Origin of the sequence: Shewanella sp. Isolate7, from assembly GCF_022398425.1 — a bacterium.
Classification (GTDB): domain Bacteria; phylum Pseudomonadota; class Gammaproteobacteria; order Enterobacterales; family Shewanellaceae; genus Shewanella.
This window is the reverse complement of sequence record NZ_JAKEVJ010000031.1, coordinates 1-13,056: the sequence shown is the minus strand read 5'-3', so window position 1 is coordinate 13,056 and position 13,056 is coordinate 1. Positions and strand designations below refer to the sequence as shown.

General features: G+C 56.1%; 11 protein-coding genes and 1 pseudogene. 5 read left to right on the top strand and 7 right to left on the bottom strand.

What is annotated here, in order from left to right; translation table 11 throughout:
• Positions 1-9: 9 nt before the first annotated feature.
• Positions 10-765 carry a sortase-associated OmpA-like protein PdsO gene (gene pdsO / locus L1D47_RS09760; RefSeq protein ID WP_239884474.1) on the bottom strand — a complete coding sequence of 252 codons (756 nt, stop codon included), beginning with the start codon at positions 763-765 and terminating at the stop codon, positions 10-12.
• A 220-nt stretch (positions 766-985) separates the two neighbouring features.
• On the opposite strand from pdsO, the gene pdsR reads away from it, so the two are divergent.
• The 3 genes from pdsR to L1D47_RS09745 all read left to right on the top strand — a co-directional run bounded on the left by pdsR (position 986) and on the right by L1D47_RS09745 (position 5,173).
• Positions 986-1,678: a proteobacterial dedicated sortase system response regulator gene (gene pdsR, locus L1D47_RS09755; RefSeq protein WP_011865589.1), complete on the top strand. Its 693-nt coding sequence runs from the start codon at positions 986-988 to the stop codon at positions 1,676-1,678.
• Positions 1,679-1,680: 2 nt separating this feature from the next.
• The gene (pdsS, locus tag L1D47_RS09750; RefSeq protein WP_239884471.1) at positions 1,681-3,852 is read left to right on the top strand and encodes a proteobacterial dedicated sortase system histidine kinase; all 2,172 of its coding nucleotides are present in this window, start codon (positions 1,681-1,683) and stop codon (positions 3,850-3,852) included.
• Between the two features lie 118 nt (positions 3,853-3,970).
• Complete coding sequence (locus tag L1D47_RS09745) at positions 3,971-5,173, top strand: cystathionine beta-lyase (protein WP_239884469.1); 1,203 nt, start codon at positions 3,971-3,973, stop codon at positions 5,171-5,173.
• Between the two features lie 263 nt (positions 5,174-5,436).
• Here the strand turns inward: L1D47_RS09745 and L1D47_RS09740 are convergent, their stop codons facing one another.
• Positions 5,437-5,925 carry a CreA family protein gene (locus L1D47_RS09740; protein WP_239884467.1) on the bottom strand — a complete coding sequence of 163 codons (489 nt, stop codon included), beginning with the start codon at positions 5,923-5,925 and terminating at the stop codon, positions 5,437-5,439.
• Positions 5,926-6,005: 80 nt separating this feature from the next.
• On the bottom strand, positions 6,006-7,388 hold the full coding sequence (gene yegD, locus L1D47_RS09735) for a molecular chaperone (RefSeq protein ID WP_239884465.1): 1,383 nt from the start codon (positions 7,386-7,388) through the stop codon (positions 6,006-6,008).
• A 137-nt stretch (positions 7,389-7,525) separates the two neighbouring features.
• On the opposite strand from yegD, the gene L1D47_RS09730 reads away from it, so the two are divergent.
• On the top strand, positions 7,526-9,046 hold the full coding sequence (locus tag L1D47_RS09730; RefSeq protein ID WP_239884463.1) for a nodulation protein NfeD: 1,521 nt from the start codon (positions 7,526-7,528) through the stop codon (positions 9,044-9,046).
• Between the two features lie 9 nt (positions 9,047-9,055).
• Entirely contained in the window at positions 9,056-9,904 is an 849-nt protein-coding gene (locus tag L1D47_RS09725; RefSeq protein ID WP_239884460.1) for a slipin family protein, read from the top strand.
• Here the strand turns inward: L1D47_RS09725 and L1D47_RS09720 are convergent.
• The 4 genes and pseudogenes from L1D47_RS09720 to L1D47_RS09705 form a co-directional block, all read right to left on the bottom strand.
• Positions 9,870-10,898: a DUF2955 domain-containing protein gene (locus L1D47_RS09720; RefSeq protein ID WP_239884459.1), complete on the bottom strand. Its 1,029-nt coding sequence runs from the start codon at positions 10,896-10,898 to the stop codon at positions 9,870-9,872. The genes L1D47_RS09725 and L1D47_RS09720 overlap by 35 nt on opposite strands.
• A gap of 9 nt (positions 10,899-10,907) precedes the next feature.
• Positions 10,908-11,966 (bottom strand): HlyD family secretion protein, encoded by a 1,059-nt coding sequence (locus L1D47_RS09715; protein ID WP_239884457.1) that lies wholly within the window; start codon positions 11,964-11,966, stop codon positions 10,908-10,910.
• A 5-nt stretch (positions 11,967-11,971) separates the two neighbouring features.
• Positions 11,972-12,451, bottom strand: coding sequence for a transcriptional regulator SlyA (slyA, locus tag L1D47_RS09710; protein ID WP_239884455.1), 480 nt, complete (start codon positions 12,449-12,451; stop codon positions 11,972-11,974).
• A gap of 371 nt (positions 12,452-12,822) precedes the next feature.
• Positions 12,823-13,056 (bottom strand): annotated as a pseudogene (locus L1D47_RS09705) (IS4 family transposase); the annotation flags it as partial.

Genomic DNA, 13,056 nt, shown 5'->3' with positions numbered 1-13,056 from the left:
GTGCAAAATCTAGTTTGAAGCCAGGGCGGTATCGCCAGGCAGCAACTTGATGGTCACGCGGCGATCGAAGAAATCATTTTCGAAACTCTGCTCATCCTTGACCGGTGCGCTGGCACCATAGGCCTTGGCATCGAGCCTGGCCTCATCCACGCCTTTAGATACCAGGTAACTTCTTACCTCGGCGACGCGCTGCTCAGACAACGCCTGGTTATAGCTGCTGTCGCCGCGTCTATCGGCGTAACCAGTCAGATCCAGCTTGAGCTGGGGCGAGATTGCCATGGCATCGGCCACCTCATCGAGCTGCCCCTTAAAGTGAGGCTCGACGGTAGAAGAGCCTGTCTTAAACTGCACATTGAGGCCTAGGGCCAGCTCTTCCAGGCGAGTGCCCTGATGTTGTCTGAGCTGAGCCAGTTCTACCTTGGCCTCTTGATACTCCTGCTGCACCGTCAGCAACGCCTCGTTTTGCTGCTTGAGCGCCATCAGGCGACTCTCCTTCTCGGCCAAAGCGGCCTGCTGCTGCTTGATCTCGCTGTCGTTGGCCACCGTCTGGCCTATCATGCCACCGGTAAAGGCGCCGATAATCGCGCCCACAGGCCCGGCTACCACGGCGCCCAGCACTATGCCTGATCCGACACCGATAAGCGCCTCTTCATCTGTCGAGCTGCTGTCTGTCGTTTGCGTCGTTTGAGTTGCGGGGGCAGCGAAAGCCATTGAGCTGCCAAATAATGAAACACTGATTAATGCGGCGATGATCTGCTTCTTCATGGGAAAATCCTCAAGTTGACATGGATGGGTTTAATCAGAACCTTGTGGTTCCTGTCGATGAGGTCATTAAACATGAGTGAAATGGCAAGTCCGGGGTGCAAAAATGACGATGCGCAGACCAAATGTGGCAAGAAAATGGCATTTGTCCCGGGCCACTTTTCTCCCCGGCATTTTGCTGTATAGTCACACTCCAGAAACACTAAGCTGTAATGGATGGATCATGAAGCGTATTGCAATAGTTGAAGATGAGGCGGCTATCCGCGAAAACTACAAAGAGGTGCTGCAACAGCAAGGCTACTTTGTGCAGGCGTACGCCAATCGCCCCAGCGCCATGGAGGCCTTCAACACTCGTCTGCCTGACTTAGCGATCATCGATATTGGCCTGGAAGATGAGATAGACGGTGGCTTTACCCTGTGCCAGTCGCTCAGGGCCATGTCGAACACTTTGCCTATCATCTTTTTGACCGCCAGAGACAGTGACTTCGACACCGTCTGCGGCCTGAGACTGGGCGCCGATGACTACCTGAGCAAAGACGTCAGCTTCCCCCATCTGATCGCACGCCTGGCCGCGCTATTTAGGCGCTCGGACATCCAAAATGGCGCCAACCCGCAAGATGGCATGATAGAGCACGGCAACCTGACCATAGATGTCAACCGCATTCAGGTCTACTGGAAGCAGCAGCCTATCGAACTGACGGTCACCGAATTTTGGATGGTGCACGCCCTGGCCAAGCGCCCCGGCCACGTGCGTAGCCGCCAGGCATTGATGCAAGATGCCAAGATCTATGTGGATGACAGCACCATCACCTCCCATGTGAAGCGGATCCGCAAGAAATTTATCAGCCAAGACCCTGAGTTCGATTGCATCGATACCGTTTACGGCATGGGCTACCGCTGGGATACCCAAGACTAAGCATGTTTAATCTGCCCATCGGCCTGCGCACTAAGGTCGCCATACTCTCTCTCTTCCTGCTCTGCCTGCCCTGGCTTGGCTACCAATATGTGTGGGAGATGGAAAAATACCTGCGCCACGGTCAGGAGAAGACCCTGGAGGGCACGACCCAGGCGCTGGCCACCGCCCTGCATGAACGCCCTAAGCTGTTCGACAAGCAGGCGAGTTTTCTGTCACAGGTCAAGAAGGGACGGGATCTCTACGCCTACCCGTTAACCGGCCCTATCCATCTGGACGGCAAGCTGGGCGAATGGGCCGATAATCGTCACCGCGCCCTGACCTACGGCGCCGACCATCAGCTGTTTAAGGCAGATGACGGCAAGCCGCTCAACATCCGCTTTACCCACATGGTGGGTAAGTACGCCGGTTACCTCTATGGTTATTTCGAGGTGACAGATCCTAAGGTGATCTACCGCGGCACCAACAGCCTGCGCATCGACAACAACGATCATCTGGCCATCGCCACCCTGGCGCCCGATGGCCAATTTCGCCGCTATATCGTGGCCACCATACGCGACGGCTGGATAAGCGCCTTCGAGCTACCCGCCGATCCCCGTAAGTCACAGCCGGTCACCCCAGAGGTGCGCATCCAGGGCAAGTGGCTAAAAACCGACAAAGGCTACAATATCGAGCTGAGGATGCCGCTGGAGATGGTGGGCAGCAAGCTGGGCTTTGCCATCGTCGATGTCAACGACAGAAAGAAACGTAATGTCGAGGCGATAGTCGGCACCTCGGCCACAGATGATGTCAGCAAGCTAGGTACTGTGCTCGTGCCCTCGCCTGAGATCGAGAGCATCATCAAGGGGATGAGCCATAACAGCTCACGGATCTGGGTGGTGGACCGCCACGGCCGGGTATTGGCAAAGTCAGGCGACATCTACAGCAGCACCAACGTATGGGCGCAGACGGCGACCGAGCAGACGCCGGATACCTTCTGGGGCCGCTTTAAGCAGCAGTTCCTGCACCCGCTCTACTATCGTATTCTGACCACACCGCCTAAGCATTTCGTCGACTCGCTCAAGGACTCTACCGTGCTCGAGGGCAGCCATATCCGCAAGGCCCTAGCCGGCCAATTTGGCTCCACCTGGCGCCTAACCCCGGACGGCAAGGCGGTGATCCTGGCCGCCGCCAGCCCTATCTGGATAGACGATGACGTGATGGGCGTGGTGATCGCCGAAGAGACCACCCACGGCATCCGCACCCTGCGTAACAAGGCGCTGGAGAAGCTGTTCAACGTCATCTTGACCATTATGAGCATGGGCACCCTGGCCCTCTTCTTCTTCGCCTCCAGCATCTCTAGCCGTATTCGTAAGCTGAGAGACGATGCGGAGCAGGCCATCGACAGCCAAGGCAGGATCAGAAAGGCGATCGTCGGCTCCAAGGTGCGCGATGAAATCGGCGATCTCAGCCGTAGCTTTGCCAGCATAGTCGGGCGTCTGAGCCAATATACCCACTATCTGGAGAATATGTCTTCACGCCTGGGCCATGAGCTGCGTACCCCTGTGGCCGTGGTGCGCTCGTCCCTCGAGCATCTCAACAGCCAGGATCTGCCGCCCCAGCATCAAAAGTATGTGGACAGAGCCCACGAAGGGGTGAGCCGACTCAACATGATCCTCAACAACATGAGCGAGGCCACCCGCCTCGAAGAGGCACTGACCGATGCCGAGGTGGACAACTTCCCCCTCTCCAAGGTGGTCGCCGGTTGCATGCAGGGCTATCAGATGACCTATGCCAATCAGGTATTCGAATTGGAGATCGACAAGGAACCCATGACCATGCGCGGCGTTCCCGAATATATCGCCCAGCTGATGGATAAGCTGATCGCCAACGCCATCGAGTTCAGCCAGAGCGATACGCCGATCAAGGTGTCACTCAAGGCCAAGGGCAGACAGGCGCTACTGAGTGTCAGCAATCAGGGGCCATCATTGCCTGCCAACATGGGCGAGCAGATCTTCGAGTCTATGGTATCTGTACGTGCCCAGAAGGCGCAGGACAAGCCTCACCTTGGACTCGGCCTCTATATCGCCCGCTTGGTCACCGACTTCCACAACGGCACCATTCGCGCCGAAAACCTGATGCAGGATAATCAGGCCGTCGGGGTGGTTATCCATGTCCGTCTGCCGCTAGAGGCCTAATAAGGGGCAGGACTAATAAGGCTCAGGAAAAGCGGAAACGACTCCAATAAATCTCACTTTCATTTAGCCGTATAGATGTTAAGATGGCTACACTTAGTTGCCAACACGAGAGTATGGGATGAAAAGAGAGACCAAGATAGTCAGCGTCGGCCGCGACAAGAAATGGAGTAAGGGGGTGATCAACCCGCCAGTGTTTCGCGCCTCCACCGTGGTGTTCGACACCATAGAAGAGATGCGCCACGCCACCAAGCATCGCGCCAACGGCGAGATGTTTTATGGTCGCCGCGGTACCCCTACCCACTTCGCCTTTCAGGCGGCGATTGCCGAACTCGAAGGTGGCGTCGGCACCGCCCTCTATCCCTCTGGCTCGGCGGCCATCTCAGGCGCCCTGCTCTCCTTCCTCAAGGCGGGCGATCATCTCTTGATGGTCGACACCGCCTATGAACCCACGCGGGATCTATGCGACAAGCTGCTCAAGGGCTTCGGCATAGAAACGACTTACTATGATCCCCTCATCGGCGACGGCATCGAGGCGCTTATCCGCCCCAACACCAAGGTGCTGTTTCTCGAGTCTCCAGGCTCCATCACCCTGGAGGTGCAGGATGTGCCGACCCTGAGCGCCATAGCCCATAAACATAACCTGGTGGTGATGCTGGACAACACCTGGGCATCGCCCATCAATTGTCGTCCCTTCGAGCTGGGCGTCGATATCTCGATTCAGGCGGCGACCAAGTATATCGTCGGTCACTCGGATGTGATGCTGGGCACGGCCACCGCCAACCAGGCCCATTGGGACCAGCTGAGGGAAAACAGCTACCTGATGGGACAATGCACCTCGGCGGACGATATCTATCTCGCCAGCCGTGGTCTGCGTACCCTGGGCGTACGTATGGCACAGCATGAGAAGAATGGCCTCGAGGTCGCCAACTGGCTGGCCACGCGCCCCGAGGTGGATCATCTGCGTCACCCCGCCTTCGACTCCTGCCCTGGACATGAATTTTTTAAGCGGGATTTCAGCGCCTCAAATGGACTCTTCTCCTTCGTGCTCAAGCGCGGCAACATCAAGGCGATCACCGCCTTCGTAGAAAACATGCAGCACTTCAAGATGGGCTTCTCCTGGGGCGGTTACGAGAGCCTGATCCTGGGCGTCTTCGGCATCGATAAGTTGCGCACCGCCACCCAGTGGGACAGTAGCAAGCCATTGATTCGATTGCATGTTGGCCTGGAAAACCCTGAAGATCTCATCAAAGATCTCGAGGCCGGTTTTGCCCGCTACAATGCGGTTTTGCAAGGCACTGCCAGTGAAGGACCATCTGCTTAAGCCCGGTCTGAACCTAGCCCGAACCCAGCTTGAATTCATAAAAAAACGCCGTCAGAAATGACGGCGTTTTTCTTCGATTAATATTGCTTGCTAATACAATTTATACCAATCACAGTAAACATGTGATCAGAAATAGCGCAGGAAAAACGCTTGAGAACAAAACAGGATTTTTAGATAAGTAGTTATTCTACAATTAAAAATACTAATACAGTTATCGAGCGTTTTAACAAGCTAGCATGATCAATTATTTATTACGATTGGTATTAGTTAGGCGCTTGCGCCGCAGGACTTGCTGCGGGCGCCTGCCAGGACTTGGTGCCATAGAGCGGCACGGTTGACAGGCTGTGCTTATGGCTGCCATCTGTCTCCTTGGTGGAATAGGAGAGATAGATCAGCGTCTGATTGTCGGCATCATAGATGCGTCTCACCTTAAGCGACTTAAATAAGATACTCAGGGAGGCCTTAAACACCACCTCACCGCCTTGACTCTTGTCTATGTTGGCGAGATCCGCTGGCAGAATAGGCCCTGTCTGGCGACAGGCGATGCCCATATCCGACGGGTCGGCAAAATCCAGGTTTGCCTCGATACGGCTGATATGACAGGTCACCCCGGGGATCTTAGGATCTTGCCTGGCCTCGATGATCACATCTTTAGTAGTAAAGACCCCTAGACTCACCTTGCCCACGTCATCGCCGCAGCCTGTAAGCAGGGTTATTGCCGCAACACCCATCATGCCAATCCAAGCTTTCATCTTCACTCCTTGTTGCCTTTTGTCTTTTTACCTTTTTGCCTTTTTACCTTAACGCCTTCACGGCTTCACGGCTTCACGGCTTAGCCAAACACCTTCTGCGCCCAGCGAGTCAGTCCGGCGGTCACACTACCAAAGTGATCGCCGACCACTATCTCAGTATCAGGATACATCTGCGCAATCTTCTGGTAAATCGCCGGGCTCTTAGCCGTACCACCGGTCACATAGATGATGTCCGCCTGTGACTGGGTTAATTCGCCCTGGGCCTGCGCCATCGCCTCGGCCATCAAGGACTGAATCAGGCTTACAGGCTGGGCGATCGCATCAACGAAGCCTTGCTGGTCTACCTCGGCGCTTAGCGCCACATCGACATACTCCAGGCTCGTCTGGGTGGCCGCACTGTCCGACAGGGCAATTTTGGCGCCCTCTGCGCTGCGCACCAAGCGATAGCCGAGCTGGTCGCGCTGCACCTTGAGCAAACGCGACAGCAGATCCGAGCGCTCGGCATCTTTAATCAGCTCCTCGAGCATCTTACGGGTCGTCAGACTGGCAAAGTCGCGCTGGGCACTGATGTCGTTGACCGCCACCGCATTCCAAAAGGGCTGACTGGGTACCGGCAGGCCATTAACCATCTGAGAGCCCAGTCCCAAATAGGGCATAAAGGCCTTCATGGCCAGGGCGATATCCAAGTCGTTACCGCCTATACGCTGCCCGCTGTGGCCGAGAAAATCCGCGCTGCGATCGGCCTTTGCCATATGGGACGGCCCCATCTTCACCACAGAGCAGTCAGTGGTACCGCCGCCCACATCCACCACAAGTACCGTCTTATCCTGGGTCAGGCTGGCCTCGAAATCCATTCCCGCCGCCAGGGGCTCAAACAGGAAACTCACCTCATTGAAACCTGCGCGTCTGGCGGCCAGTGCTAGGATGGCTTCGGCCTGGCGATTGCTCTCCTCACCGCCTATCCCCTGGAAGTTCACCGGGCGGCCGATCACCGCGTGGGTGGCGCCCCCCTTGGCACCCAGTTGTTTATCCGCTAAGGCCTTGATATGCATCATCATCAGGGTAACGATATCTTCGAACAGGGCTATTTGATCCGCTCGCAAACCCGTCGCACCGAGGAAAGACTTGGGCGAGCGAACATAGAAACCCTCTTCCGGCATCTCCAGATAGTGCTGCACCGCCTGCTCGCCGACGAATACTGCCTGTTCATCGCTGTCCAGATCCAGCGCCTGACGGGCATGACGGGCACGGCTTAGCTGGGCCGAGCGCAGCTTGCCATACTCGGCCTTTAAGTCGCTATGTAGCTGCTGATAGACGGCCTCGGCGATCAGCTCTCTATCGAAGGCATACAGGGTCGATACCAGGTAGTGAGAATCTCCCGACAGGGGCAAGAGGCGTACCTTGTCCCCTTCCATAGTGCCGACGGCGCAGTTGGCGCTGCCATAATCGAATCCAACAAACATGCTAAGCGCTCCCGCCCATGAAAAAAGCCGAGAAAAATAACACACTCAGCATAAAAGACAAGCCGCCAAATCAAATATCACCAAGAATTATCGCCAATGGGAAATCGTCTAAACTTAAAGGGATATTGGGAGTCGTTATGCAGTATTTAAACTTGCGTCTACTGAGTTTTATCCTCCTGCTCTTGCTGATCCTGCTGAGCCAGGGAACGGCCGTGTCTAAGGCAGAAACTGCCGCGCAGCAAAATGACGCGCCCGCTACGGAAATCACGCCCCAGCCGCTCCCCCTGCTGCAATTTAGCGGCGCCATAGGCCCGGCCATAGGCGAGTATCTCAGCGACGAAATTGACCAGGCCAACCGCCTGCCAAGAGACCAGAGACCGCCGCTGATCATGATAGTATTAGACACCCCGGGCGGGCTGGTCACCAGTCTGAGAAGCATCAATCAGGCGATCCTTGCATCCGAGATCCCTATCGCCTGTCTGGTGGCGCCGCCGGGTGCCAGGGCGATGAGCGCCGGCACCTACATGCTCTACGCCTGCCATATCGCCGCCATGGCACCGGCCACCACACTTGGCGCCGCCACACCCGTGCAGCTGGGTATGCCCTCCTCGCCTCAAGACTCTGGTCCGGATTCAGGCTCAGGTTCAAGTGCTAAGGAGCGTGGCTCATCAGAAAAAGCCAGCCAAAAGCAAGGGGCGCAAGAGGATGACACCGGCGAGTCCACGCCACAGGCAACCCCCAGGGACAACCAAGATGCCATGGCCCATAAGGTGCTCAACGATGCCGTGGCCTATATTCGCTCTCTCGCCAAACTCAGAAACCGCAACGTCGAGTTTGCTGAGAAAGCCGTCATCGACGCCGCCACCCTCACCTCAGATGAGGCGCTCGCCCAGAATGTGATAGAGCTGATCGCCGCCGATCCCGAAGAACTCGTGGCGAAACTCGACGGCTTTAACCTGGTGATAGACGGCGAGACTCAATCCCTGTCGCTGGCCGGAGCCAAATTAGTGCCCCACCAGCAGAGCTGGCGCAACCGTGTCATAGCGACCATTACCGATCCCAACATCGCCTATATCCTGATGCTAATCGGCATCTATGGCCTGCTGCTGGAGTTTTACAGCCCGGGCATAGGCGTTGCTGGCGTCACGGGCGGTATCGCCCTCTTAGTCGCCCTCTACGCCTTTCAGCTGCTACCGGTTAACTATGCCGGACTCGGGCTCATCCTGCTGGGCATAGCGCTTATCATTGCCGAGTCCATGGTGCCCAGCTTCGGTATTCTGGGCCTTGGCGGCATCGCGGCCTTCGCCCTGGGCTCACTGTTTCTTATCGATGCACAGGCCGGCGATCTCGCCATCTCGCTGCCGCTCATCGCTGCGGTGACCGTCACCGCCTCGGGCTTCTCCCTCTGGGTTCTCTCCAGCCTGTGGAAGGCCCGCAAGGCCGCCAACGTCAGCGGTGACGATCTGCTCATCGGCGCCAGTGCCCGGGTCGTCAAGGGCTTTGAGAAGTACGGCCTGGTTACCCTGGGCGGCGAATGTTGGCAGGCCAGATCCGACACCCAGACCCAGACCGGAGAAACGGTGCGGGTGCTTGGGCGCGACAAGCTCACCCTGATCGTCTCACCAAAGGCGACCCAGCCCGATTCAGACAAACCTTAGGAGGTAACCATGGAAGCCTTAGCCTACAATACCCAGCTCTTCTTCGTCGCCCTTATCTTCCTGCTGGTGTCACTGCTTATCAGCACCTTCAAGATATTGCGCGAATATGAGCGCGGGGTGATCTTCATGTTGGGACGCTTCTACCGGGTCAAGGGCCCTGGCCTCATCATAGTGATCCCCTTGATACAACAAATGGTGCGCGTGGATCTGCGCACCGTGGTGATGGATGTGCCGACTCAGGATGTGATCAGTCGCGACAACGTCTCGGTACAGGTCAATGCGGTGATCTACTTTCGGGTGATCGATGCCCAGAAGGCGATCATCAACGTGGAAGATTATCTGCAGGCCACCTCGCAGCTGGCACAGACCACGTTACGATCTGTACTTGGGCAACATGAGCTCGATGAGATGCTGGCCAATCGAGACATGCTCAACACCGACATCCAGTCTATCCTAGATAGCCGCACCGACGGCTGGGGGATCAAGGTCTCTAATGTCGAGATAAAACATGTGGATCTCAACGAGACCATGGTGCGCGCCATCGCCAAACAAGCCGAAGCCGAGCGGATCAGACGCGCCAAGGTGATCCATGCCTCGGGGGAAATGGAAGCCTCAACCAAGCTAGTGGAAGCGGCGCAGAACCTGAAAAAATCCCCCAACGCCATCTTGCTGCGTTACCTGCAGACCCTCACAGAGATCGCCGGCGAGAAGAACTCGACCATCCTCTTCCCGCTGCCGATGGATCTGCTCAAGGGGGTACTCGGCCGGGCTAGCGAACAGGAGCAGTCATCGGCTAAGAAAGCCGAAGACTCGTGGCCGAGGATTAATGGCCGAAGCGGGTCGCCTCAAATCGATTAAGCAGCAGGAGCACCAGATAACAGGCCATCAGGGTCAAGACGATGGCGCCTAAGATACTCGAGGCGCGATAGAAGCTGCTATAGATCAGATCGTTATTCGGTGTCAGATTTTGCCCATAGAGGGTGCCCAAGGTGGTCATGGCACCAAATCCGACACCGGAACCCATCGCCTCGGTCACGTGAGCCTGACTAAACAACAGAGTCACCAACCAGAACAGCGGCAGCAAGAGCACCAGCTCATGGGCCCAGGTATAAAGCAGCAACTGCATCAAGACACCACAACTCACCCCCAGCACAGTCCCAATGGCGCGGCGTCTGGCGTACCCCAGGGCGCCGTTCCAGTGCATGGGAAAGAGCAGCAACAGGGTCGTCGCCTGAGCCGCCAGGGAATCACGCAGATCAAACACCTGAAACACCACAAAGGAGATGGTGGCGATGGTTGCGCCCATCAGCGCCTCGTGACGCATGCGATGGGGCGCCTTAGGCATGGCAGCCATAGGCGCCCGTGCATCGACGTCGGGAAACAGATACATCATCAGGTAGGCGATCAAAATCGAAAACGCACAGCCCATAAAGTTATTGTTTGCCAGCTCAACCACATCGGTATCCGGATAACTGGCAAAATGCAGCATGATACTCAGGCTGATCACCCCAGTGGCGCCGAACAGAAACAGGCTGCCGCGTGACATGCAGGCGAAACGATAGAGAAACAGTAAGAAGGCCACCATGGCCATCAACAAGGGGTAAGACTCCAGATACTCGGCCAGCAGCGCCACCTCCAAGATGGCGATGACAGAGGAGGCCATTACCTGACGAACCACATGCATCGACATCTTGGGCAAAATGCCAAGTAGCAACATGGGTAGCACGGTAAAGAAGACCCCGTAGTTGAACTCCAGCACCTTACAGCTGAGAAAGCCCAGGGTGGCACCTGTGGCAATACGCAAACACTGGCGCAGGTCGTTACGGCTAAGCGCATGATGACGAACTAACACAAGGCGCCCCTAGTAGATGTAGTGCAGCAGGCTGATGAACTTGATCTGCATCTTCGCCAGCAACTCATAAACAGCATTGTTAGACTGTAGCTGCACGGTCGCCTTAGCCCCCGCCGGTAGAGTGATTTGCACATCGGGCGCTAACTCGAGGTGGAGACGAAAACGCTGGGCATCACGCACCCAACGATTTGACTGGGCTGGCGTGGCCAGACGCCCGTTGGCATCGAACTGGGCCTGACTCACACCGGCATCGACACTGCTTACGCTGGCGCTGAACAACTCGCCGGGACGACCATCGAAGGCCACCAGCGCGGTGGCCCCTGGGGTGATATGACGCAGGTTCTTCTCACGAAAGTCGGCAATCACATCGACATTGTCCAGCAGCAGCGCCATGACAGGCGTCGACTGATTAACCATGTTGCCCGAGGCCAGCTGCACATTGGTCACCACACCGTCATGCTGCGCACGTATCTGGGTATAGCTCAGCGCCAGTCTCGCCTGAGACAGACGGTTCTTGGCCTGACGCAACTTGAGGTTGTCTTCACCTGGCAAGCCTCTGAGTGTCTGCACCTTGGTAAGCTGTGCCTTGGCGGCCAAGAGCTGAGAGCGGCTTGCCTTCACCTCTGTCTGCGCCTGATCGATCATCTGCTGAGACACACTCTGGTTAGCATAGAGGGACTGAATACGCTTAGCCTCTCGCTGCTTAAGCGCATAGGCAATCTCCTTGGCATTCACCTCAGCACTGGCGGCGGCAATGGCCGCATCCAACTCGGCGTTATTTTGTCTCGCCTGCTCCAGGGCCAGCTCGGCCTGTTCTTGGGCCAGCAGAAAGGGGGTGGCATCCAGACTAAACAGTAGATCGCCTTGCTTCACCTTCTGGTTGTTGCTGACCTCTACCGACACGACCCGGCCACTCACCTGAGGGGCAACCTGGGTAATGGTGCGGGTCGCCATCGCCTGGGTGGTCAGGGGCATCTTAAGATCGGCTACCAGGAAATAACCAAACAACAGGATGAAGCCAATACTGGCAAACTTAACTAAACGGGCAAATTGCTGATCCGGTGTCATGCTGACTACTTTTCCTCTTTATCTATGGCGGTTGGATGTAATTTATTGAAGGCGTTATCTGTGATGCGATTGAGTACCGACTCGAACACCTTTAACTCTTCGGCGCCGATTCCGGCATAGAGCTCGGCGCGCAGGTCGATAATGCGCTGTCGAATGAAGGCCAGCATTTCCTGTCCGGACTGAGTGAGCGACACGCGTCTCACCCGCTTGTCATGCTCGCAGCTATGACGCTCGACAAGAGACTGCTGCTCTAACTGGCTCAGGGTGCGCATCAGGGAGGCAAGCTCTATCTCAAGCGCCTCGGCCAACGCCTTCTGGCTGGTTTCCTGCCCCATGCGATAGAGTTTCCACAGCACGACCCAACGGCTATGGGTCAGCCCCAGGGGCGCAAGCTCTGCATCGGCGACCATGCGCCATAAACGCGCCAGCCTGGCCACACGCTCCGCATTGGATGACTCGGCCCTGTCTCGATTTTCCTCTGTCATCTCGCCCCTCCTCGTTAGGCTAGTGATACCTGGCAAATTACTTAGCAAGCTAAGCATTATATTTATTTAGCAGGCTAAGTAAATGGTGAGATGAAAATAAATTACATCTAGGAGGCGGTGCCTTAGCCCCCTCACCCCTTTAAGGCGCTTAGAAATAACAACTTAGCTGGGCATTGGCCGAAGCCTAATAAGAGAGAGGTGGGATCAGCAAGCGGGCAAGCAGTTAGTCTGTGATGCAAAAGAAGTGAAATAGTCGTCAGGCAACTTATAACCTGTTGCAAATTGGCGAGATAAGTCTATTGGATGCGATATTTTGTCGAATGGTAAAGAGGCTAATAGCCGACGAGCACGCCGAGCTCTGTAGGATCCCCTCATAATTCATACCCCCAGCAGCCGTAAATGAGTGATAACTCAGCCAGCTTCCTGGCAGCATGGAGTAGGTCATCGGCTGACATTGGGTATCTGTCTCGTCGTCGCATCAGCTCTTTTCCCATCCGCACTATCGATAACACATTACGTTTCTTCACCGTATTGGCCTGGAAATGTCGTTGCAATTGCTTCGCTTCACCAAAGAGTCCCACCCACCAAAATGCCAATTGCACCAA